At 55.8% G+C, this 23190-nt stretch carries 21 protein-coding genes; 8 read left to right on the forward strand and 13 right to left on the reverse strand.

What is annotated here, in order from left to right; genetic code table 11:
* Positions 1-4: 4 nt before the first annotated feature.
* Positions 5-2083 (forward strand): M16 family metallopeptidase, encoded by a 2079-nt coding sequence (locus tag AC3DKS_RS13985; RefSeq protein ID WP_272607054.1) that lies wholly within the window; start codon positions 5-7, stop codon positions 2081-2083.
* A 46-nt stretch (positions 2084-2129) separates the two neighbouring features.
* Here AC3DKS_RS13985 and AC3DKS_RS13990 read toward each other — a convergent pair whose 3' ends face one another.
* Positions 2130-3044, reverse strand: coding sequence for a DMT family transporter (locus AC3DKS_RS13990; protein WP_041326993.1), 915 nt, complete (start codon positions 3042-3044; stop codon positions 2130-2132).
* A 52-nt stretch (positions 3045-3096) separates the two neighbouring features.
* Between AC3DKS_RS13990 and AC3DKS_RS13995 the strand changes: the two genes are divergently transcribed.
* Positions 3097-3564: a hypothetical protein gene (locus AC3DKS_RS13995; RefSeq protein ID WP_272607053.1), complete on the forward strand. Its 468-nt coding sequence runs from the start codon at positions 3097-3099 to the stop codon at positions 3562-3564.
* Between the two features lie 63 nt (positions 3565-3627).
* On the opposite strand, the gene AC3DKS_RS14000 is transcribed toward AC3DKS_RS13995, so the two are convergent.
* The 5 genes from AC3DKS_RS14000 to mutY are packed head-to-tail and all read right to left on the reverse strand — an operon-like array spanning position 3628 to position 8062.
* The gene (locus AC3DKS_RS14000; protein WP_474732098.1) at positions 3628-4602 is read right to left on the reverse strand and encodes a pyridoxal-phosphate dependent enzyme; all 975 of its coding nucleotides are present in this window, start codon (positions 4600-4602) and stop codon (positions 3628-3630) included.
* 12 nt (positions 4603-4614) lie between these two features.
* Positions 4615-5169, reverse strand: a complete 555-nt coding sequence (gene gldD / locus AC3DKS_RS14005; protein ID WP_041326992.1) for a gliding motility lipoprotein GldD — start codon at positions 5167-5169, stop codon at positions 4615-4617.
* Positions 5159-6487 carry a gliding motility-associated protein GldE gene (locus tag AC3DKS_RS14010; RefSeq protein ID WP_041326991.1) on the reverse strand — a complete coding sequence of 443 codons (1329 nt, stop codon included), beginning with the start codon at positions 6485-6487 and terminating at the stop codon, positions 5159-5161. The genes gldD and AC3DKS_RS14010 overlap by 11 nt, the downstream gene beginning before the upstream one ends.
* Before the next feature lie 18 nt (positions 6488-6505).
* Positions 6506-6976: a single-stranded DNA-binding protein gene (locus tag AC3DKS_RS14015; protein ID WP_272607051.1), complete on the reverse strand. Its 471-nt coding sequence runs from the start codon at positions 6974-6976 to the stop codon at positions 6506-6508.
* A 15-nt stretch (positions 6977-6991) separates the two neighbouring features.
* On the reverse strand, positions 6992-8062 hold the full coding sequence (gene mutY / locus AC3DKS_RS14020; RefSeq protein ID WP_272607050.1) for an A/G-specific adenine glycosylase: 1071 nt from the start codon (positions 8060-8062) through the stop codon (positions 6992-6994).
* A gap of 100 nt (positions 8063-8162) precedes the next feature.
* Between mutY and AC3DKS_RS14025 the strand changes: the two genes are divergently transcribed.
* From AC3DKS_RS14025 to AC3DKS_RS14040, 4 genes are all read left to right on the forward strand, one after another.
* Positions 8163-8453 (forward strand): HU family DNA-binding protein, encoded by a 291-nt coding sequence (locus AC3DKS_RS14025; RefSeq protein ID WP_015753597.1) that lies wholly within the window; start codon positions 8163-8165, stop codon positions 8451-8453.
* Positions 8454-8707: 254 nt separating this feature from the next.
* Positions 8708-10270 (forward strand): Rne/Rng family ribonuclease, encoded by a 1563-nt coding sequence (locus tag AC3DKS_RS14030; protein ID WP_041327497.1) that lies wholly within the window; start codon positions 8708-8710, stop codon positions 10268-10270.
* Positions 10271-10451: 181 nt separating this feature from the next.
* Positions 10452-12866 (forward strand): amylo-alpha-1,6-glucosidase, encoded by a 2415-nt coding sequence (locus AC3DKS_RS14035; RefSeq protein ID WP_474732102.1) that lies wholly within the window; start codon positions 10452-10454, stop codon positions 12864-12866.
* Between the two features lie 2 nt (positions 12867-12868).
* On the forward strand, positions 12869-13354 hold the full coding sequence (locus tag AC3DKS_RS14040; protein WP_015753594.1) for a regulatory protein RecX: 486 nt from the start codon (positions 12869-12871) through the stop codon (positions 13352-13354).
* Positions 13355-13436: 82 nt separating this feature from the next.
* Here the strand turns inward: AC3DKS_RS14040 and AC3DKS_RS14045 are convergent, their stop codons facing one another.
* From AC3DKS_RS14045 to AC3DKS_RS14055, 3 genes are all read right to left on the reverse strand, one after another.
* Positions 13437-14300: a cupin-like domain-containing protein gene (locus tag AC3DKS_RS14045; protein ID WP_015753593.1), complete on the reverse strand. Its 864-nt coding sequence runs from the start codon at positions 14298-14300 to the stop codon at positions 13437-13439.
* Between the two features lie 35 nt (positions 14301-14335).
* Positions 14336-15424 carry a biotin synthase BioB gene (gene bioB / locus AC3DKS_RS14050; RefSeq protein ID WP_015753592.1) on the reverse strand — a complete coding sequence of 363 codons (1089 nt, stop codon included), beginning with the start codon at positions 15422-15424 and terminating at the stop codon, positions 14336-14338.
* Between the two features lie 486 nt (positions 15425-15910).
* A complete protein-coding gene (locus AC3DKS_RS14055; RefSeq protein ID WP_474732105.1) occupies positions 15911-16900 on the reverse strand; it encodes a beta-ketoacyl synthase N-terminal-like domain-containing protein in 990 nt (329 codons plus the stop codon).
* A gap of 257 nt (positions 16901-17157) precedes the next feature.
* Between AC3DKS_RS14055 and AC3DKS_RS14060 the strand changes: the two genes are divergently transcribed.
* On the forward strand, positions 17158-17919 hold the full coding sequence (locus AC3DKS_RS14060; protein WP_272607046.1) for a glycosyltransferase: 762 nt from the start codon (positions 17158-17160) through the stop codon (positions 17917-17919).
* On the opposite strand, the gene bioA is transcribed toward AC3DKS_RS14060, so the two are convergent.
* Positions 17916-19229: an adenosylmethionine--8-amino-7-oxononanoate transaminase gene (gene bioA, locus AC3DKS_RS14065; RefSeq protein WP_474732107.1), complete on the reverse strand. Its 1314-nt coding sequence runs from the start codon at positions 19227-19229 to the stop codon at positions 17916-17918. The genes AC3DKS_RS14060 and bioA overlap by 4 nt on opposite strands.
* A 35-nt stretch (positions 19230-19264) precedes the next feature.
* Between bioA and AC3DKS_RS14070 the strand changes: the two genes are divergently transcribed.
* Entirely contained in the window at positions 19265-20761 is a 1497-nt protein-coding gene (locus AC3DKS_RS14070; RefSeq protein ID WP_474732109.1) for an ArnT family glycosyltransferase, read from the forward strand.
* Here AC3DKS_RS14070 and bioD read toward each other — a convergent pair.
* From bioD to AC3DKS_RS14085, 3 genes are read right to left on the reverse strand one after another with little or no spacing between them, the layout of a single operon-like run.
* Positions 20753-21379, reverse strand: coding sequence for a dethiobiotin synthase (bioD, locus tag AC3DKS_RS14075; protein ID WP_272607043.1), 627 nt, complete (start codon positions 21377-21379; stop codon positions 20753-20755). The two genes, AC3DKS_RS14070 and bioD, sit on opposite strands and share 9 nt — an antisense overlap.
* Positions 21376-21762 carry a putative signal transducing protein gene (locus AC3DKS_RS14080; RefSeq protein ID WP_420592851.1) on the reverse strand — a complete coding sequence of 129 codons (387 nt, stop codon included), beginning with the start codon at positions 21760-21762 and terminating at the stop codon, positions 21376-21378. The genes bioD and AC3DKS_RS14080 overlap by 4 nt, the downstream gene beginning before the upstream one ends.
* Complete coding sequence (locus AC3DKS_RS14085) at positions 21762-23045, reverse strand: aminotransferase class I/II-fold pyridoxal phosphate-dependent enzyme (RefSeq protein WP_474732111.1); 1284 nt, start codon at positions 23043-23045, stop codon at positions 21762-21764. Before AC3DKS_RS14085 ends, AC3DKS_RS14080 begins: the two co-directional genes overlap by 1 nt.
* Between the last annotated feature and the right edge of the window lie 145 nt (positions 23046-23190).

Raw genomic sequence — 23190 nt, forward strand, 5'->3', positions numbered from 1 at the left:
CAGCATGAAAAAGAATCTGATATTTTGTTTTGTGTTCCTGGGCGCAATTGCGCTTCGCGGACAGACAGACCGGTCCCAGATGCCGGAGCCGGGCCCGGCACCTGAAATCAACCTGCAGGACCCCCAGCGTTTTGAGTTGCGCAACGGGTTGAAAGTCCTGGTGGTGGAAAACCACAAACTCCCCCGGGTAACCATCCAGTTGCTCCTGGACAACCCGCCGATAAAAGAAGGCGAGAAGGCCGGGGTATCCTCCCTGGTCGGCAGTCTGATGGGCAACGGGTCCGAAAACATTCCCAAGGACGAATTCAACGAGGAGGTAGACTTTCTCGGGGCAACCATCAACTTTGGGGCGCAGAGCGCTTTTGCGCAATCCCTGAGCACGTATTTCCCCCGCATACTCGAGTTGATGTCCGAGGCAGCCCTCTACCCGGATTTCACCGAGGAAGAGTTCCAGAAGGAGAAAGACAAACTGCTTACCTCCCTGAAAGCCGGCGAGAAAGACGTGGGACAGATAGCCGGTCGGGTGCAGCGCGCCCTGGCCTACGGAAAGGAGCACCCCTATGGGGAATTTACCACGGAGGAGACCGTCAATAATGTAAGCCTGTACGACGTGCAGGAATTCTACCGGAATTACTTTGTGCCGGCCAACGCCTACCTGGTGGTCATCGGGGATGTGTCCTTTGACCAGGTCCGCGAACTGGTGGATCAGTATTTCACCCCATGGACCAAGGCAGCCCCCCCGTCCTTCTCCTACACCGAGCCATCCGACGCCCAGTACACGCAAATCAACTTTGTCGATATGCCCAATGCCGTGCAGTCGGAGATCGCGGTGCAGAACCTCGTGGAGCTGCAGATGAACGACCCGGACTACCTGGCTGCCCTGGTGGCCAACCGTATCCTGGGAGGCGGGGGCGAAGCGCGTCTCTTCCTGAACCTCCGCGAAGACAAGGGGTACACTTATGGCTCCTATTCGCAGATCAACAACGACAAGTACGGCCCGGCCCGGTTCCGGGCCACCGCCAGCGTGCGGAACCAGGTAACCGACAGCTCGGTGGTGGAAATCCTCAAAGAGATCAAAAGGATCCGGGAGGAACCCGTTTCGGAGAGCGAGTTGGAAGTGGCCAAGGCCAAGTACACCGGCAGTTTCGTCCTGGCCCTGGAACAACCCGCCACCATGGCGCGGTATGCCCTCAACATCGAAACCGAAAACCTGCCCGCGGATTACTACAAGACCTACCTGGAGCGCCTGGGGAAAATCACCCGGGAAGACGTGCAGCAGGCGGCCCGGAAATATTTTGAACCGTCCAATGCCCGGGTGGTGGTGGCCGGAAAAGGAAGCGAAGTGCTCGAAAACCTCGAAAATGTCACTTTTGAAGGCCGGAAGATCCCGGTGAAATACTACAACAAGGAAGCGGAACCGGTAGACCGGCCCGATTACGAAGCTGCCGTACCGGAAGGCGTTACCGTTCAATCCGTCATCGACCGGTATTTCGAGGCAATCGGAGGCCGGGAAGCGGTGGGCCGGATTGAATCCCTGAAGCTGGTCTACCAGGGGAATGTCATGGGCTCGGCCATCCGCATCGAAGAAGTCCGCACAGCCGACCGCTTTGCGCAGACGACCTTTATGAACGACAATGCCATGATGGGCGTCGTTGCCAAGGGGGACGAACTCTATATGAAACAAGGGGGCAACAAGGTACCCCTGCCCGAACAGATGAAACAGGATATGATGCAGGTGGTGGGGGTTTTCCCGGAACAGGCTGTTTCGGCCAACCCGGATGCCAGCCTGGCGGGGACCGAGGAAGTGGACGGCAAGCCGGCCTACCGTATTGACGTCCCCGGACAGGCCGTACAAACCAGTTATTTCTACGATGTGGAAACCGGCCTGAAGGTCAAGGAGGCATCCGTCCTTTCCATGAACGGACAGACCCAGAACAAGGAAACGCTGATCTCGGATTACCAGGAGGTGGAAGGAATCCTGTTTCCCTCCATGAAATCCCAGGCGATGGGCCCCCAGCAGGTGGAGACTACCTTGCTGGAAGCTGTGGTCAATTACCAGGTCCAGGATTCGGATTTTGACTGACCCGCGGACCTGGGGCAGTTACCCCGGATTGTACCCCGGGATGGGCCTAGGAACCCGAACGATTTTTATGCGCCTGCACCTGCAGGCGCTTTTTTTTGTTTACCAGGTAGACCCCCAAAAGGATCAGGCCCGCCGCGCCTACCTGTTTCAGCCCAAAGGCCTCCCCGTCCGCCAGGCCCCAGAGGATGCCAACCACCGGGATCAGGTAGGTGACGGATACCGAGAAAACGGGGGTGGATATATGGATCAGGTGGTTGAAGAGGACTTTGGCGATACAGGTCCCGAAAGCGCATAGCAAAAACAGGTAGCCCACCGAAGGCCAGAATTCGGCCGATGCCCGTACCGGCTCGCTCAGGGCACCGGACAGGCCGGTCAGGACCAGTGCCACGGGCAGGATACAAACAAAATTACCCACCGCAATGCCCATGGGGCTTATGCCGGACAGCTTGCTTTTGATGATATTGGCGTTACAGGCGTATCCCAGCGAGGCCAGGACTACCAGGCCGGCATACCAGTAATTCCTCCCCGGATGGGCCAGGGAGCCGATCCCGATTAGCAGGAGGGCCCCTGCGAATCCCACCAAAACGCCCAGCAACTGGTTCCTGCTAAAACCAATCCCGAAGGCAAAATACCCTACGAAAAGCGTGAAGAGGGGCACCAGCGAATTCAGGACGGCCGCCACCGAACTCGATATCTCGGTTTCCGCGAAGGCGAACAGGTACATGGGCACCAGGCTGCCGACCACGCCGCTCAGGGCCACCCATTTCCATTGGTGCCGTCCGATGGTGCGCAAGGAGCGACGACCGATCAGCAGCAACATGCCGCCTGCCATTGCGATCCGGACACTCCCCAGTTGGAGCGGGCTGAACCCGGCCAACGCCTTTTTGATCAGGATATAGGAACTCCCCCAGATTACTGCCAGGATCATCAGGTACAACCACCTGCGTCGCGTTTCGCTCATTTCTCAGCCAATTGCTGCAAAGTTGCTACTTTTGAAGGTATAATCCGATAGTATGACGAATCTAATAGGCGGCCGGCCGGTCCTGGGAGCGATGTTGGCAGGTATGCTGCTGCTTGCAGGATGCAAGGGCGAAAAAAAACAGGAGGCCAAGGACGCCCCCAGCCAGATGGAAGAGGTAATCGCCGTACACGACGAGGTGATGCCGGAAATGAAAACCATCGCCAACCTCGTGGCCGAATTAAAACCCCTGGCGGACAGCACGGGTTCGGACAGCCAGTATGCAGTTGCGATGCAGGACCTCCAGGCAGCCCACCAGAGTATGATGGACTGGATGCAGGGCTTTGGCAACCGGTTTGACCACGAGGAAATCATGAAGGGAAAAGCCCTCAGCGAGGAAAAACAGGCGTGGCTCGCGGAGGAACAGGAAAAGGTGGAGGCCATGCGCAACCAGGTACTCGGCAGTATCGAACGGGCCCGGGAGGTACTTGAGGAAGCCCGGGAAGGCGCGGATCGGGAATAACACTTGTGAAAACCCGGTTAGCTTCTTATGGCACAACCCCCCTGGGCGGGGTGTCCCCATGCATCAACGGCTGAACGGCAGGTTGTCCAGATCGACGTTCCCCCCCGAAATTACAATCCCCGTCCGGGTGCCCCGGAACAGGCCGGGATCTCGCAGGACCGCCGCGAGGGCTACTGCACTCGAGGGCTCCACGACCAGCTTCATCCGCTCCCAGACCAGGCGCATCGCCCGGATGATTTCATCTTCTTCCACGCGGATAATCGTGCGTACATAGCGCTGCAATACCGGGAATGTATGGTTGCCCAGTACGGTGCGGAGCCCGTCGGCTACGGTATCGGTAGATTCATTTTGTTCGATTCGGCCGCTTTTCAGGGAGCGGTAGGCATCGTCAACTGCCAGGGGCTCGGCCCCTACCGGCTCACAATCCCGGCCGAAAAACGCACAGGCCAGGCTGGTGCCGGCCAACAGGCCTCCCCCGCCCACAGGGGCCACTACCCGGTCCAATTCGGGGTGCGTTTCCAGTAGTTCCAAGCAGGCAGTCCCCTGCCCCAGCAGAACCATCGGGTCGTTGGAAGGGTGGATAAACGCCGCGCCGGTCTCGCGTTCAATACGCGCCGCTTCGGCTTCACGCGCCTCCAGGGTTGGGGCACACAACACCACCTGCCCCCCGTAGGAGGAAACGGCTTCGCGCTTGACCTTCGGGGCATTTTCGGGCATCACAATATGCGCCTGCATCCCGAGGCTCCGGGCTGCCAGGGACAGCGCCTGGGCAAAATTCCCCGAAGAATGCGTCACCACCCCGCCTGCGTCCCGCGACTGCCTCAGCCGGATCAGGGCATGGGTTGCCCCGCGGATTTTGTAGGACCCCCCGCGCTGGAAATTTTCCGCCTTAAAAAACAATTCCGCGCCGGCGAGTTCATTGAGCTGCCGGGATTGCATTACCGGGGTCCTGTGAATATACGGCACAATCAGCTCATGTGCCTCCTTCAGGCTTTCCGGGGTATAGTGGTCCTCTGGGGTATGCGGGGTTTCAGTCATGGATCCGGAAGATTACTTCCACCGCAGGCTCTCCATAATCCGGCGGATATCGTTCTGCAGGTAGACAGCGGCCGGCAAGATGGAGTCGTAGTTCGGTTTGGCGTAAAAATACAGGGACCCCGTTACAAAGTGGTCCGTGCTGTCCGTAACGTAAAACTGGGACTGGGACGCGGCATCCCCGCGCACTTCGTAAAACATCCCGTATACCGCTTCCTCCTGGTTGATATAGGGCTGTTCCACGATGTTGTCCGCCTTGACCACGTGTTCGTAGGACAGTTTCTGCGCATCGGAAAGCAGCGACCTGAGGTTTCCGTCCACGGCCTTGTAGGAGATAAACACCGACCCTTTCATCTCGGGGTAGTCCAGGACGAGGTCGCAGTCTCCCCGGAATTCCCGGGAGGCCATCTGGTTGTATTCAAACCGGAACGGGCAGTCGGACTCCAGTACCCGGTAGGCTTTCCGGGGGTATTCCAGGCGCAGCATTGCCCGGGGTTTCGGCAGGGGGTCTTCCCCGCATCCCCAAATCAACGGCATCAGCCCGGCAAGCAAAAAAATCCTACGCATCATCCGGCAAAGTTATTTTAATTTGTTTCAGTCGCTTTTTATCCACGCTTTCTACCAGGAACCGGTATTCGTTGAACAAGACCGTTTCGCCCCGTTTCGGGAAGTTCCCTGAAATTTCCAGGACAAACCCGGCAATGGTTTCGGACTCCCCTTTCCGCTGTTCAAAAGGTTCCGTATCGGGAATCCGCGCGACGCGGTAAAAATCCTTCAGGTTGGTCTTCCCTTCAAAGACGATGTTTTTATCGTCGAGTTTGGAATAAATCAGGTCTTCGTCGTCGAATTCGTCGCTGATATCCCCGACGATTTCCTCGATAACATCCTCCAGGGTCACGATCCCGGAAGTCCCCCCGAATTCATCCACCACCACGGCCAGGTGGTTCTTTTTGTTTTGGAATTCCAGGAGCAGGTCGTCGAGCTTCTTGTTTTCGGGCACAAAGAAAGGTTCCCGGATCAGGGTGATCCAGTTAAACGTTTTCCGGTCCAGGTACGGCAGGAGGTCCTTTACGTACAACACCCCCAGGACGTTGTCCATGTTTTCGGAAAACACCGGGATGCGGGAATAGCCGTTCTTCCGGATTTCCTCGAGTACCTCCGGGAATTTCATCCCCTCGTCGAGCGCGAAAATATCGATGCGCGGGCGCATTACCTGCTTGGTATCCGTGTTCCCGAAGGAGACGATGCCCTGCAAAATCTTTTGTTCTTCCCGGGTGGTATCCCCCTCGGAGGTGAGTTCCAGGGCCTGTGAGAGGTGGTCCACGCTCAGGTTGGACTTTTGCTTGCCCAAACGGCGGTACAACAGGATGGTTCCTGCCCGCATGGGGGCAGTGAGCGGGGTAAAGAGGAAATCGAGTGCCTTGAGGGGATAGGCCATGCGGAGGGCAAACACCTCCCGGTTCCGGTTCGCATAGATCTTGGGCAGGATTTCCCCGAAGAGCAAAATCAGGAAGGTGGCCAGGACGATTTCCAGGACGAAACGCAGGGATATCACCCCCAGGTAGACCTGGTCTACCGTGGCAAAAAGGGTTTCCCCCACATCGGTAAGCAGCAGCACAATCCCGATATTGATGGCGTTGTTGGCAATCAGGATGGTTGCGAGCAGTTTCTTGGGCTTCTGCAACAGCCGGTAGACAATCCCCCCCGGGGTACTCCCGGAATCCCGGAAGGCGTTCAGTTCGGTCTGGCTAAGCCCGAAAAAGGCCACCTCCGCCCCCGACACCAGTGCCGAGCAGCCAAGCAGGACCACCAGCAGGGCAAGTTTGGAGATCAGCAGTACATCCGCGCCGATCTGGAAGATTGCCAAGGGTAAGGGTTCGGGGTCCAATAGCCGAAGATTATTTATTTAAAAGGGAAGGTCGTCCTCCTCGTCCGGGGTATCCACCGGGGCGGGGCGTTCGTTCCCCTTGGGTTCCGGGGTCCTCCCGGGCGAAGATTCCCGGGCCTGCGGGTTGCCCTGCGGGTTCCCCGACGGGTCGTTACGGTTTGACAGAAAGGTGAAGTCCGTCGCCTGGATTTCGGTGGTATACCGCGTATTGCCGTCTTCCCCCTGCCACTGGCGGGTCTTCAGCCGGCCTTCCACATAAATCAGGTCGCCTTTGCCCAGGTACTTCTCGCATACCTCGGCAGCCTTGTTGCGAACCACGATGTTATGCCATTCCGTATTGGTGACTTTCTCCCCGGTCTGCCGGTTCGTATAGGATTCGTTCGTGGCGATGGGAAACCGGCCAATGCAGTTCCCTCCTTCAAAATAGTGCAACTTCACCTCATCGCCCAGATGCCCGATCAGCATCACTTTATTCAGTGTTCCGCTCATAGACTTGTTATTGGGTCAAAAGTACGAATTTTTAACGGTATCCATAAATTCGGCAATCAGGACCGGGACCGGCAGTTCTTCCGCCTCGGAAAGCGGCAGGGCGCCCTCCGGAAGGCCCTCTGCACGGGCGAGCCAAAAAGTGGTGTACAGGTGCTGGTGGGAGAGTTTATGGACCCGCGGCGCATCGTTGAACCGGGTAATTGTACCGATGGTGGTACGGGTCCCGCAGTGGGTGGTGATCAGGGCCCCGATCTCCGCCGGTGTCGGGTCTGCCTCCTGTTCCAGAAGCGGGAATTCGTAGAGCCCCTGCCAGATACCCGGGCCGCCCCGCCTGATAAGGAGCGTCTGCAAGTCGGGGCCTATGGGCATCACATAGTGGAAATACCGTTTGCGGATCCGGGTTTTCCCCTGCTTTACAGGACGTTCGCCAATGGTACCCGCCGCGTGGGCCCCGCAGCTCTGCACGAGCGGACAGCTCGCGCAATCCGGGTTGGCCGGGACGCATTGCAGCGCCCCGAATTCCATCAGCGCCTGGTTGTACCGGCCAATTTGCCCCGGATCCATGACTTCCCTGGCGAGCTGGTCGAAATGCCTTCGGCCGGGGCCTGTATCCACTGGGATATCGACATCAAAATACCTGCTGAGGACCCGAAAGACATTCCCGTCCACCACCGGGTGGGGCAGATCAAAACAGATGGATGCGATGGCCGCCGCAGTGTAGGGGCCCACCCCCGGCAACTCCAGCAGGCCCTTATAGGATACGGGGAACTTCCCGCCCCATTCAAAAGCCACCTTCCGGGCGGCTGCATGCAGGTTCCGGGCACGGGAATAATACCCGAGGCCCTGCCAGAGCTTGAGCACCTCCTCTTCCGAGGCTGTGGCCAGGTCGGAAACCTCCGGGAACCGCTCCAGGAAACGGCGGTAATACGGGGTTCCCTGAGCCACCCGGGTCTGCTGCATGATGATTTCCGAAAGCCAGACGGCATACGGGTCGCGGCTTCCCCTCCAGGGCAGGTCCCGTTGGTGAATCCGGTACCACTCCAAAATGGCAGATGTGAAATTCGGGTGCTTCAGGCTGGCTTGCAAGCGTATCTGAATTAAGTACTTAAAAAATATTCCTTGGCCGAAAGATTCAATAATATTTATATATTTGCAACCCTGAAAACCTACAGTTAATTATTTCAAAATGACCAAAGCGGATATCGTATCAATAATCTCAGAGGAACTGGGAATGGAAAAAGGAGATGTACAAGCAACCGTTGAAAAATTCATGGAGGCGGTAAAATCTTCTCTGGAGAATGGAGACAATGTATATCTGAGAGGATTCGGAAGTTTCATCATCAAGACCCGGGCCGAAAAAACCGGACGGAATATCTCCAAAAATACAACCATCAAGATTCCTGCGCACAACATTCCGGCGTTCAAACCGGCAAAAGTATTTGTCGAAGGCGTTAAGAGCAACGTGCAGGTTAAATAAAAATCGTTAAGAAGTAGCTATGCCGAGTGGTAAAAAAAGAAAAAGACATAAGGTAGCAACCCACAAGCGTAAAAAGCGCAGGAGAGCTAACCGCCATAAGAAAAAGTAGTCTCAGTACTACTTTTTCAGTTTTGATACGTTCTTTGACATAGAAATTCCTATCGGGATTTCGACGGGTTTACGATATAACCTGCAATTAGTATTGTTTAATCTTTCCTGTTCCCTAGAAGGAACGGGGAAAAAAAATGAATCAGGTGAACAGAGAATTAATCGTAAGATCCAATTCCAATTCCGTCGATTTTGCCTTGCTTAAGAATGGGAAACTCATCGAGCTTCACAAAGACGAAGACGATCATAAATTCAACGTGGGCGACATCATGCTCGCCAAAATCCGGAAACCGGTTACCGGGCTCAATGCAGCCTTTGTAAACGTAGGGTATGAGAAGGATGCATTCCTTCACTACCACGACCTGGGGCCTCAGCTAAAGAGTATGCTGAAATTCCTGAAGTTGGCCCGATCCGGCAGGTTGAAAGACTTTTCCCTTAAGAACTTTTCATTCGAAAAAGATATCGACAAGAACGGCAGCATCAAAGATGTAGTCAAGCCGAATCAGACCATGCTGGTCCAAATCGTCAAGGAGCCTATCTCTACCAAGGGTCCCCGTATCAGCTCTGAACTTTCCATAGCTGGACGGTACCTGATTTTGGTTCCCTTTTCGGACCGGGTTTCCGTGTCCCAGAAGATTGGCAGCAAGGAGGAAAAAGACCGCCTAAAAAGGCTCGTGAAGAGCATCAAGCCCAAGGGGTTTGGCGTCATCATCCGGACCGTTGCGGAAGGCAAAAAAGTCGCGGAGCTGGACAAGGATCTCGAGAATCTGATGTCCAAATGGATATCGATGTGCAAGAAAATCAATCGGGCGTCTACACCGTCCAAGGTGCTGGTGGAACTCAACCGGGCCTCATCGATCCTGCGGGATGTCTTTAACGACAGCTTCAGCGGGATCCATGTAGATGATGAAACGCTTTTCAATCAGATCAAGGATTACGTGCACGAAATCGCCCCTGACAAAGAATCCATCGTAAAGTTGTACTCTTCCAACGTGCCTATATTCGAGAAGTTCGGAATAGAACGCCAGATAAAGACCTCTTTCGGACGCACCGCGTCCATGAGCAAGGGGGCCTACCTGGTCATCGAGCATACGGAAGCCCTGCACGTCATTGACGTGAACAGCGGCAACCGCTCCACCAAAGCGAAAAATCAGGAAGATACTGCCCTTGAAGTCAACCTCATCGCGGCCGCGGAAGTGGCCCGCCAGCTCCGGCTGCGCGATATGGGGGGGATCATTGTGATCGACTTCATCGACATGGTCCGCCCGGACCACCGCAAAAAACTGTACAACCACCTGCGGGATGAAATGAAGGACGACCGTGCCAAGCACAAGATTCTGCCACCCAGCAAATTTGGGTTGGTCCAGATTACCCGCCAACGAGTCCGGCCGGAGGTCAACATCAAGACCACCGAGGTGGACCCCAGCGGCAACGGACAGGAAGTGGAGGCGCCCATTGTGCTGATCGAGAAGATCAGCGACGAACTGGAGCGCATCATGAAAGGCGAAGGCAGGGAAAAGGCAATCACGCTGAATGCCCACCCCTTTATAGCAGCCTATCTGACCAAAGGATTTCCTTCCATCCGGTCCAAGTGGTTTCTGGAATTTAAAAAGTGGATCAAGATCCAGCCAAGGGATGCCTATTCCTACCTGGAGTACCGATTTACCGACAAAGACGGGGCTCCCCTGCAGGAAGCCCAGGAAGCATAGACAAACAGCCGCCCAACAGCGGCTGTTTTTTTTTGTCCGGGCGGGAACCCCGGGAAAAAACCGGGGCCTCGATAAATGGGTAACCTCCCTGCAGGCAGAAGTTGCCGGGACTGCAATTCCCATTCGGCCTGCCCGGCGAATTTTGCGAATTGCCTATTTTTATTAGATAAAACCCACCGCCGTGAACACACTGAAATTTGCATTTATTCCGCTCACCAGCCTGGCGCTCCTGCTGGGCTGCTCCCCGGAGGTTCCGGGCCACGCCGGGTCCTTCAGTGAACTCCTTCGGGAGAGCCCCTCAATCAGCGGCAAACCAGCCTATTTGGCCAGTCCGTACGTTACCCCGGGCGACCGCGCCTATATGGTGGGGCACCAGGACGGGAGCTTCCCGGAAATCGGCTGGCATATCCCGGGGGAAATGGGGGGTATCTGGGCGCACCCCATCAAACTGATGGACGGTTTCCAAACCTCCATCGAGGTTGGGGGCAACCCCCTGCCGCCTGCCGACAGCACCCGCTTTGTCAATTACCCGATGGCCAACAGCCACCATTGGTCCTGGGACGGGCAGCCGCTCCGAATGAGCCGCTGGCAGTTTGTCCCCGACCACCTGCCCGGAGTGGCCCTGGAATATGAATTTGAGAACACCGGGGAGGAGGCCCTTACAGTGGAATTCAGCTTCCTGGGGCAAACCGACCTGCGCCCTACCTGGCTCGGGGAACGAACCGGGATGGCCGATGGGCGGGATTCCGCCTATTACGACTCCGGCATCAACGCGTGGACGGCACGGGATGGCCAATCGCCCTGGTATGTCGCCTTCGGGCCCAACCGGGCCCCTGACGGCATCCTGCCTGCAAACCGCGATTCGATTCAACGCGGGGAAGGAATTGCAGCAGGGTATCGGTTTTCCCTGAAAATCCGGCCGGGTGAAACGGAGCGCATCCGAATGGCCGTAGGGGGTTCTACATCGACGGAGGCCGCGGCCAGGCAGGTACAGCAAAGCATTCTCGAAGAGGCGTCCTCCCTGCTGAAAAGCAAAAGGGACCGGTATGCGGAACTGGCCGGGCGCAGCAAACTAACCGTCCCGGATACCGCCCTCCAACAGGCTTTTGAATGGTTGAAGTACAACTCGGACTGGATGATCCAGGAGGTACCGGGGATCGGTACGGGGGTTACGGCCGGGATCCCCGATTACCCCTGGTGGTTCGGGGTGGACAGCGAATACGCCCTGAGGGGGTATATGGCAGTCGGCCAGCAAGAAGTGGTCTTCCAGACCATCCGCCTGATCGACAGCGTATCCCGGGCCGTGAACGGCAACGGCCGCATCATCCACGAGATGTCCACCAACGGGGCTGTTTTCAACCCGGGAAACATCAATGAAACGCCCCAGTTCGCCTCCCTGATCTGGCATATTTACCGATGGAGCGGCGACCGGGATTTCCTCAGGCGGTATTTCCAGACTATCCGGGACGGCCTGGACTGGCTGATGCGGGAAAACGACGGGGATGGCAATGGTTTCCCCGACGGTTTCGGGATGATGGAAATCCATGGGCTGGATAGCGAAATGATCGATGTGGCCTCCTATACGCAGGCCGGGTTTGACCATGCTTCCCGGATTGCAGCCGAACTCGGAGAAGAAGATCTTTCCCGCCAGTACGCTGCCCTGGCCAGCGAACTGAAAGCCCGGATCAATTCGGAATTTTGGTCGGAGCGCTACGGCTCTTTTGCCGACTTCCGCGGGACGGACCAGCAGGCATTACGGCTCATCGAGGATGCCATTGTCCGGGCAGACACCCTGGACAAGCCCTGGGCTGTTGCGGAGTTGGAAACGACCCGCAACGCGCTCCTGCGCAACCCGCAACCGGGGGTCCGACCCTTTGTACTCCACCATAACTGGGTGGTGAATACGCCCATGGAAATGGGGATTGCGGATTCGGCCAAGGCCTACACCGCGCTCGAAACCGCCCGCAAATTCACAAATCCCTTCGGCGTTTTTGTCACGGGGATCGACCGGGATGAATCTGCAGGGAGCGATAGCGGCTCGTTCAAGGGCAGTTCGGCCTTTTCCTATACCGGGGCGGTCATGACGCTCCCTACGGGGGTTCAGGCCGTAGCCGAGAACAATTATGGCCGCCCGGACCAGGCGCTCGATTACCTCAGGAGGATGACGCGCAGTTTCAGCTATGCTCTGCCAGGCAGTATGTATGAAGTATCTCCGGATTACGGGATGATTGCACAGGCGTGGAATATCTATGCCTTTGCCGTGCCCATCGTGGAGCAGTTTTTCGGTATCTCCCCCCGGGCGTCGGACCGGTTGATCCGGATCGACCCCCTGATGCCTGAGGACTGGGATGTTGCCTCCCTGGAAAATGTATCCATCGGCGGGAACACGCTTTCGGTCTACTACGGAGAAGACGAAAGGCAGACGATAACCCTCCGGGTGGTTCAGAAGGGCGATTGGGACCTGGAAATCCCTCTGGATGTGCAACAAGCCCGGCGGGCCCGGACCGAAGGGGGGCAACTTCTCCCCAACCCGGACGGCACGGCCGTTGTACGGGGTTCGGACAGGGAATTAACCATCACCTATCCCCGGAACTGAACATGGCACCATTCGGAAGGAAAAACTACACGGTCGAAGATGCCACCCGGCGTATGGAACGCTATTGTGCCTACCAGGAGCGGTGCCACCAGGAGGTGGTCCGAAAACTGCAGGGCATGCGGATGATCCCCGAGGCGATCGACCAGATCGTCGTCCACCTGATCGAGGGGAATTTTCTGAACGAGGAGCGCTTTGCCCTGGAATTCGCCCGCGGGAAATTCCGGCAGAAGTCCTGGGGGCGCAACCGGATCGGGCGGGAACTCAGGATGCGGGGCATCTCCGATTACCTGGTGCGCAAGGCCCTCGGGTCTATCCCCGAAGAGGCGTACCGGGAGCAGTTCGAAAAACTCGCGGATAAACGGCGTGAATCCCTTCGCGGAAAGCCGGCCGCGGAAATCAGGCAGAAGCTGCACAGTTACCTGTATTACCGGGGCTGGGAAAACGAAAGAATCTACGAATACCTCGGGGGCCTGGAGTTCCCGGATTGATTCTCAGACCCGGGTCCCGATACGGTGGCAACCGGGTTGTTCGACCTTCCCCGTACCGGTATGGGGAGCGGCTGCCTGCAGGCTATCGCCCCTCCAGGTGCTTGTGGGTGCGGGTGATGGCCTTTTCGTTTTTCAGGTCGATCCACTGCTGACCCCGGATCCGCCGCATGACGTTGTCGTAATGCCGCATGATAAAGATGTTGTACAGGGCTTTGCTCAGGTTCTTCGGGTTCCGGGCAATGGCCCGCAGGCTCATCGAAAACCCGGGGGTGATATAGCGCATATAGTGCCAGAATCCCTCGGGGATGTACAGGACTTCCCCATGGGCGAGCTCGGCCCGGAAGCCGCTGACATACCTCAAAGCCGGCCATTGGGTTAAATCCGGGGCCGAGAAATCGATGCGTTCGTGCGTGATGAGCGAATGGGGTACCTTGTAGAGGTATTTATTCTCGGTCTGTGAAAACAGGATGCATTCCTTCCGTCCTTCGAAATGGAAGTGGAAGATATTCGCCAGGTCGATGTCGTAGTGCATAAACGTATAGGAATCCCGCCCCCCGAAAAACAACATGGGCAAACTTTTCATCAGCCGCAGGCCAAAGTCCGGGTAATCGAAATCCTCCTGCAATTGGGGGACTTCCTTGAGGATATTCCATAGAAAGATGCGGTATCGGGTGGGTTCGCTCCGGAGCAGGTCGATGTAATCGGCCATCCGCATACTGGCGTGGGGCTCATTGAAGCCGTCCCGGTAGTCTACCGGCCGATCGTCGTAAAGGGGTACGATGCAGTCCCCGGCGACTTCCCGGATATAGTCGAGGTTCCATTTCTTATAGGCGGGCCAACCTTCAATGGCTTTCTCAATCACCACCGGGGTCTGGGTTTTGAAAAAATCACTGAGGAATGCTTCCCTGGAAATGGAAGCAACACGCTGTACGTCCTTCAGGTACACCTTTCTCGCATTTTAACCAATAAAGTTACAAATCCTCAGGATTTCCCGGCCGATCGGGCCGCTTCATTCCGCGGGATGGCATGGCCCGGCCGACTCCACCGGGGTTTCTCGCCTAAAGGGGTGAGCTGGGATTCGGCTGCCTCAACGGTTTGGGGCTGCGCTTTTTTGACAAAGGGCTTCTGGGGCTGCAGTCCCAGCTGCCGGAAGAGTTCCATATCCTCGGCCACATCCGGGTTCGGGGTGGTCAGCAATTTGTCGCCGGCAAAGATACTGTTGGCCCCGGCGAAAAAACACAGCGCCTGGCCTTCCTGGCTCATCTGGGTGCGGCCGGCCGACAGGCGGACCTGGGTCTCCGGCATGACGATGCGCGTGGTAGCCACCATTCGCACCATTTCCCAGATGGACACCGGCTCCATATCCTCCATAGGCGTTCCGGGTACGGCTACCAGGGCATTGATGGGCACGGATTCCGGCTGGGGGCTCAGGGTAGAGAGGGCTACAAGCATCCCGGCCCGGTCTTCCGGGCTTTCCCCCATGCCGATAATCCCCCCGCTGCAAACGGTCACATTGGTCTTCCGCACATTTCCGATGGTTTCCAGGCGGTCCTCGAAGGCACGCGTGGAAATCACGTCCTTGTAGTAGTCCTCGGAAGTATCCAGGTTGTGGTTATAGGCGTACAGGCCGGCCTCGGCCAGCCGCTGCGCCTGGTTTTCGGTTATCATGCCCAGCGTACAGCAAACCTCCATGTCCAGTTTGTTGATGGTACGCACCATTTCCAGGACGCTTTCGAATTCCGGGCCGTCCTTCACGTTCCTCCAGGCCGCCCCCATGCAAACCCGGGAGCTCCCGGATGCCTTGGCCCGAAGCGCCTGCGCCTTCACCTGGCTTACGGTCATCAGGTCGTTCCCCTCGATATCCGTGTGGTAGCGGGCCGCCTGCGGACAGTATCCGCAATCTTCCGGGCACCCGCCCGTTTTGATGGATAGGAGGGTGGAAACCTGGACGGTGTTTGGGTCGTGGTGTTGCCGGTGTACCCCGGCTGCCTGGTAGAGCAACTCCATGACGGGTCGGTTATAGATTTCCAGGACTTCCTCGCGGGTCCAGTCGTGTCGTATGGCGCTCATAGGTCTTTTGCTTGGTGATTCAAAAATAGGGTATTCCATCAAATTCAAAAAAAAACCCCAACCAGAGGGTTGGGGCTCTTGGATTCCTGGTAAAAATTAATTGGCACTTCCAAGGCGGATGGAACTAACATCGTCATCCCATGTGTTCAGGAATGCCATGTCCCAATCCTTTAATCGACCGACAACCATCCAGTTTGTGTTATTGTCTATGTAAAAACTACCCCTCCGTAAGATCCGGCCTGACTCCTGTAAAAAATCTTACTTCTTCCGCCATAATTGCTGTGCTCATATATTTGCACGTATGAAATGTTCACATTAGCCTGGAAACTGGAAGGCTTGTCATTGGGATTGTTGATTCCCGTTGGAAAGCAGTTACCGGACACGCCCAAACAATTACGTGCAGCAATTTTAGATTTTTCATACTGGTTGATTATTTTGTGTTTCAACCAATAGAATAAATATTTTCTTACTTTTTTTCGTTTTTTCTTACTTCGTAAGCAGTAAACTAACTGCGTTTCCGCCAAAGCCAACGGAATTTACCAGGATTTGCCGATAGGCCGGTCTGGTATCGTCGGAAAGGTATCCCGGGGGTGTATAGCTCTTTCCTTCAAGTAAAAGTAACGCCAGCTCCATACTTAGCATTCCGGATACCCCCAGGGTGTGCCCAATTTTCCATTTGTTACTGATCAATTGCGGATCGGCTTCCCCGAATATATCTTTTACCGCCTGGACCTCCGCGTGATCGCCTTTGAGCGTACCCGGAGCATGCAGGATAACAGCGTCTACTTTCCTGGGATCATTTCCTTTAAGCGCCATTTTCATCGAGCTTTTCAAACAGTCCGCCCGAGCAGAAAGTGATGCGCCGTGTTTCATAGGTTCGGTAGCAAAACCGACACCGGCAATCGAAGCGCGCGCCCTGGGATGGGGCCCCTTGACAAGACATGCCATGGCCGCTCCTTCTCCCAAAGCCAACGTATTGTTGGTTTTCTTCGTGTCCAACGGCCTTGATGGGTAGGGCAGTGATTCCCGGGTGTAGAGTTTCAGCGCCTGCATCTGCGCAAAAGTGAACGGTGTCAGAGGAGCTTCGCTTCCCCCCGCCACAAATCGTTTCACCATGCCCGATTCCAGCCAGGCACAGGCGTTTAATACTGCGTGCATGACCGTGGAACACGTAATGGAATGCGACAGTGCCGGTCCGCGGCATCCCAGGTCGTGCGCCGTCCAGGAAGCGATGTTTCCCAAGGTAGTCGACGGGGACGCCAGGGTGCCCACGCTTCCGCTTTCAAGAAATTGCCGATGATAGGTCTCCGTAAGCCCCGTGGCCCCCCGGGAGGAGCCCAGGTTGAGCCCGAAATCGCCGGTTGATTCCCAACCGGCAGCGGCTACCGCTTCACGAGCACACCAAATCGCGAAGTAAACCGTTTCATCCAGGCCGGGGTATTCTTCTCCGATAGACGAAAGGACCTTTTCACGCATCTCTGCAGGAATCCGACCGGCCCAAACGGAATCAGCATGCGTCTGAACCTCCGTAAGATACGCATGTCCATTGGCGTAATTTTCCGCAGCCTTCCGATGACTCCCCAAAGCAGATAACGAGGATAGGGAAACAAGAGATATGTCCATATTTTTTAACCGATCACTGCGCAAAGCTAATATTTTTTGATGTGCGAGTGGATTCCTGCCGTCCTACAGTTAATTTGTACATTTATCGCCCCGTGACAATTTATGCGTCTATGCAAAAATTCCCGCTGATTATCGTCATTCCCTGCTACAACGAGTTCGACAGGTTGCCCCTGGAATCGTACCGGGAATTCCTTGCTGGTGGCTCCCAAACGGGCATCTGTTTTGTAAATGACGGATCCACGGACGACACGCTGTCTTTGCTTCTTAAGCTGCAGTCCGAATTTGAAGAAAAGGTTGTGGTAATCGACCAACCCGAAAATCGGGGGAAAGCATCTTCCGTAAGAACCGGTGTCTTGCGTTCCCATGCGGACGGGAATTCGGACGCCCTTGCCTACCTGGATGCTGACCTCGCTTGTTCTTTGGAGGAATGCAGCGACATGGTGCACCGGCTCAATCAAAAGGAATTTGTTTTTGCATCCCGAATCCTGCGGGTAGGATCCCACATCGAACGCCGTTTCAGCCGATTTCTTATCGGCAGGGTAATCGCCACGATCATTTCAGAGATACTCGGGATCAAGGTATACGATACCCAGTGCGGCTGCAAGGTATTCCGCTCCAGCCTGGTGCCGATCCTCTTCTCAGAACCACTGAGCTCTCGATGGTTGTTCGACGTGGAATTGATCAGCCGATTTCTCGCGCATCACGGGCCGGACAAAGGCGTAGCATCCATGGAAGAAATTCCCATCCGTCGCTGGATCGACCGCGGGGAATCCAAGGTCAGGTTCACCTATTTTTTCCAATTGTGGGCCGATTTATGGCGTATTCGGAAAAAACATAAACATCGTATGCAATCAGGGGGATACCCGACTTAAGACTGCTTATCCAATTCATCCAATAGGGATTCCGCCGCCCTATAGACCCTTTCCAGTTGTTCCGGTTCAATGATATACGGAGGCAGAAAATAGATGGTGTTGCCAAGGGGCCGAAGATAGACGCCCTTTTCTAAAAAGTGGTGATACAACTTATCTCGCATAGCGCCATAGCGCGGTAGCTGCCGGGAAAGGTCCATAGCGAATACCACCCCTTTGCACCGAACGTCCGCCACCGAGGGGCGCTGCGCAATCTGAGACGCGAATTCCAAATGACTTTTTGAAATAAAATCGATGCCCTCCTGAATACCGGGTTGGCGATAGAGTTCCAGGGCGGCCAGGGCCGCCGTACAACTCAACGGGTTTGCCGTGTAGGTATGTCCATGGAAAAACCCTTTAGCTATGTCATCGCTGTAGAAGGCGTCGTAAATTTCCTGGGTGCATGAGGTGATTCCCATTGGCAGGAGACCGGCAGTGAGGGCCTTTGAAAGGCATATGATATCCGGTTTTTCATCAACCTGTTCGCTGGCAAAACAAGATCCAGTCTTCCCGAACCCGGTCATCACTTCGTCGGCTATTAACAAAACCCCCGCCTCCCTGAGCCGGCGTAATAGGATGCTCAGTCCTTCGGCATGGTGCATCTTCATTGCAGCCGCACCTTGAATGAGGGGTTCGTAAATAAATGCGGCTAAGCGCTTTTTTTCAATCAACTGATCGAGTTCTGCGAGAATGGTCGAAGGATTGGCGGTTGAGGGGGTTGGTATTCGCTGTACCTCCAGGGTAAAATCCCGAAAGGGTCCATTGTACACGCTCAGCCCGGAAACGGACATGGCACCGAAAGTGTCGCCGTGGAATCCGTCTTCAAAGGCGAGGATTACATTCCGCGGCGAATCCCGGTTGAAGTGGTATTGCAAGGCCATTTTCACAGCTACTTCCACGGTCGTGGAACCATTATCCGAGAAAAAAAGTTTCTTCTGATTCCCGGGGAGCATCTTAATGAGCTCCTCTGAGAGGCGCACCGCCGGTTCATGGGTCAAACCGGAGAAAACCACTTGGTCCAAATGCCGCATCTGATCGGATACCTTCTGCAGTATATAGGGATGGCAATGGCCGTAAACACACGTATACCAGGAAGAGATGGCATCCACATACCCTTTCCCGGCTTCGTCGTAGATCATAGCGCCTTCAGCCCGGGTTATTCCGAGAAGGTCGCTCTGTAGCTTGTGTTGGGTGAGCGGGTGCCACAGATGTTTCCTGTCCCGTTCCACAAGACTTTTTTCAGGTGCGATACGATTCTGCCCGTTCGATTTCATATCTTGCAAAGATCACAAATAATGCGGAATAGTCTATGACTTCCATGAAGGCCTTGCCTCCAAAACTGCTCCGTATGCCTCCTGGCCACCTGGTGTACGCGGTGCTGTTCCTGATTGCCTTCCTTCTTCGGTTTCCCTTTTTTTTCAGAGATTACATCGATCGGGATGAGAGCACGTTCATTCTGGTTGGCCAGGCGTGGGTTGACGGCTATCTGCCCTATACGCTGCTTTGGGATGTAAAACCGCCCCTCACTTTTTTCTTTTTTGCAGGGGTCATTTATTGCTTTGGAAAAAGCCTGATCGCAATCCGCCTGGCCGGCACATTCCTGGTTGCCTCGATTGGTTTTTCAAGTTACCTGCTGGCAAAAAGGTTTACGGATAGGCGTTTGGCATATGCGGCAGCAATTAGCATAATTTACCTGTGCAGCCTCTTCGGGAGTATCCAGGGAGTCATGTCTGAACACATCCTGATGGCGGCCTTTATGTCGGCACTTGTCATTCTCACCGGTGCGGATCGGTTGATGAATTGGATGCTGGGGGGTACGCTGTTGGGTATTTCGCTTATGATCAAGATCAATTTTAGCATGGTGGTCTTTCTCCTGGGGATTTGGTGGATGGTTGACTCATTTAAGCGGTATGAATTCCCAAGGGCTGTAGGAAGGATTGTTGCCTTGGGGCTGCCGGGTCTGGCCGTTATACTGACTACGTTTTATCCCTATTATCGAAGCGACCAAACGGACATTTGGTGGAACTCTGTAATCCTGGCCCCGTTGGGCTATACACAGGGTTCCGGAAGCTCCCCAATAGCGGCAATCCTCGTTACATTATCCGTAGTGTCTTTTTTGGCCTGGGCAGCACGCAGTAGACGTATAAGCATGCGGAGAAAGGAAACTATTTGCCTGGTTTTGACCACCCTGGGTGTCCTGTGGTCCTTCCTTCAAAGCGGGCGTATTAACACCCACTATCTGATTCAACTCTATCCGCCCTTGGTAATCCTGCTTAGTGCTGCGCTATCACTCAAGGTGCTGCATCATGCTTCCGGAAAAAAGGGCCTCGTGATTTTGATTTTGTTGCTCATCCCCATGGAAAGCACCCTGGAGTATGTGCATGTGGCCCGATATCGCTATGAACGTGGCCAATATTACAACGGTGAGGGCTTCTCGGTCCCCGACTACTTGCGCAGGAATAAGCTAGAGACCGAAAATGTCCTGTTTCTGGGCTACCACATCGGCTATTGGATGCTGGACCGATATCCCCCGGTCCGAACAGCCACGCATCCAAGCAACCTGTGTAAGGACGAAATGTTTCCTTACTACAATGCGCAGCGGCCAACTGCCATGCTGGAGTTGCAATATTTAATGGATTCCATCAGGCCGCCAACGGTAATTACGCGCCTGAACAAACGAATATTTGACAAACAACACCGGGAGGAAAACGCGTACATGCAGGCTTCTCTTAAATCTCATTACCGGGTATTGGATACGGTGGAACAGGCGGTCATTTACGAGCGGGAAAAAATTCGTTTAGAGTAATTTGAATTCCCGCAACACAGGTCTAAGATTTGCCGCGAGCCGGGCAACTTCCTCCCGGGTTATCCGGGGCAGCTCCTCGATCCTGCCGATGGCGGGCACCCCGGTCTTCCTTTCGATAATGGCTTCCGTGGTCGGGTGCGGGTTGCCGCTATAGAGGAGGTAGGGTTTGTGCCCCTTGTTTTTCAGGGCTTCCAGGGTGAGAAGCGTGTGGTTGATGCTGCCCAGGTAGTGGCGGGAAACAACCACTACCGCGTAACCTGGCCGGATCAGGTCGGCGATGGTGTCCGTATCATTCAGGGGGACGAGCAGCCCGCCCGCCCCTTCGATGACCAGGTGGTTGCTGGTTTCCGGTTCCCGGATCTGGTCCAGATCAATCCGTACCCCGTCGATTTCAGCGGCTGCATGCGGACTCATGGGGGTGTTCAGGGCGTAGGCGTTGGGGTGAATCACCGTTTTTGGGTGGCTTACGAGGTTTTTGATGGCATGGCTGTCCGAGGCGTCGAGGTCCCCGGCCTGTACGGGCTTCCAGTAATCCGCCCCAAGGGCCTCCACCAGCACCGCCGATGCCAGGGTCTTGCCCACCTCCGTGGAAATGCCGGTTACGAAGATCCGCCTCATGAATCCGCCGCGGTTATCATCCCGCATTGCGTACACCGGTAACGCGCCGGCTCCAAAAACGGGAAAAGCCGGTAACGCAGCTTGTCCCGCTTAAAGTAGCGTTCGCTCCGGGTGGCTTTGCAATTCGGGCAGGTAATGGGGTTGCCGTCTTTGTCCAGGGCATATCGGCGCAGGGCGTCGTAGACCGCATTGGCGCGTAAAAAATCCTCCTTTTCCACCATCACTTTGACGCCCCCGGTTGCCGTGGCGATAAACGGTTCGGCCTGCATGATATTCGCATCCTTTAAGAATACCGGGATGCCTTCGGATTCCAGCTTCAACTTCAGTATTTCCGCATCTGCCACCAACTCAAAGGACTCCAATACCACGAATCGGCTATCCATTACGTTTCCATTTTCAATTCCTCGGACAAGATACTTAAAACTGACAGGATATCGTCCTTGGAATTGTAGCTGTGGAGGCAAAAACGGAGGCATTCGCTGCCCCTGGGTACGGTTGGATAGCGGATGGCCTTTACCAGGAAGCCCTTTTCCACAAGCCGCCCGGCAAGACGGCCTGCTTTCCGGGAGTCGCCCACCCGGTAGGTTTGGATGGGGCCCCCGGCCGTATAAAACCCCTTGTCGAGGCCCAATGCCTCTGCCTGCTGCCTGAAAAATGCGATATTTTCCCAAAGCCCGTCGCGCCTGCGGTTGCCTGTTTCGCCCGACATGAGCGCATAGGCCTCCAGGAGGGATTCCAGGGTTTTGGGGGGGAGGGCTGTGGTATAAATCAGGCTCCTTGAGAAGTTGACCAGGTATTCCCGGAGTTCCGAATCGCACAATACAGCCGCCCCGTGACGCCCGATGGCCTTCCCGAAGGTGACTACCCGGGCAAAAACCAGGTCTTCCAGGCCCGCAGCTGCCACGGCCCCCTCCCCGCGCTTACCAAAGACCCCGACGGCGTGGGCCTCGTCCAGGATAAGCCGGAAACCGTTGGCCCGGCAATACGCGGTAATCCCCGCCAGGTCCGGGCCGTCCCCCTCCATGGAAAATACGGTCTCGGTTACCACATACGCCTCAGAGCCGGAGGGGATGCCATCGGGCAGTACGGTGGCCACCCGGCGGGACAGGCTCTCCAGGGAGTTGTGGGCAAAGCTGTACGCCCTGGCCCTGCACAGCCCCAGGCCGTCCCGGATACTCGCATGGACGCTTTCGTCGTAGAACACGTAGTCCGTCCGCTGGGGTACTGCGGAAAGCAAGCCGATATTTGCATCGTATCCGGAAGTATACACCAGGGCGGCGTCCGCGCGGTGTGCCCGGCACAAGGTGTTTTCCAGTTCCGCATACAGGGGGTGGTTCCCGCTGACCAAACGCGAACCGCCGCTTCCGTGGGCCGGGGATTCCGCATCAGGCCCCGAGGGCGCATCGCCCCGGATTTGACCCGGGGCATGCCCTGCAAAGTGCGCCCCGGATTCCGTAGAACTGGCAACCGCTTCCCCGGGATGCCCCGTTGGATGCGACCCGGGCGCTTCGGGCGCTTTGGGAACCGCCAGGGGTTCACCGGAGAGGCCCAGGTAATCGTTCGAATAGAAGTCTACGCCGTACGGGGGTGCTGAGAGTGTCCTCAAGTTCCCTTCCCGCGCACGGGCCGCCATCTTTTCCCGCAATTTTTCCGGCAGATCCGACATATGCCAAAGATACCACTTCGGCAGGTTTCGAAACCAACCGGAATAAACCGATACTCTCTGCGGCAGGCCAATCGGAGATTCTGCCTTCAGACACCTGTGGCAAAACAAAAAAACCCTGCCTCCGTCGGGATGCAGGGTTTGCAAA

Source organism: Robiginitalea sp., from assembly GCF_982776155.1.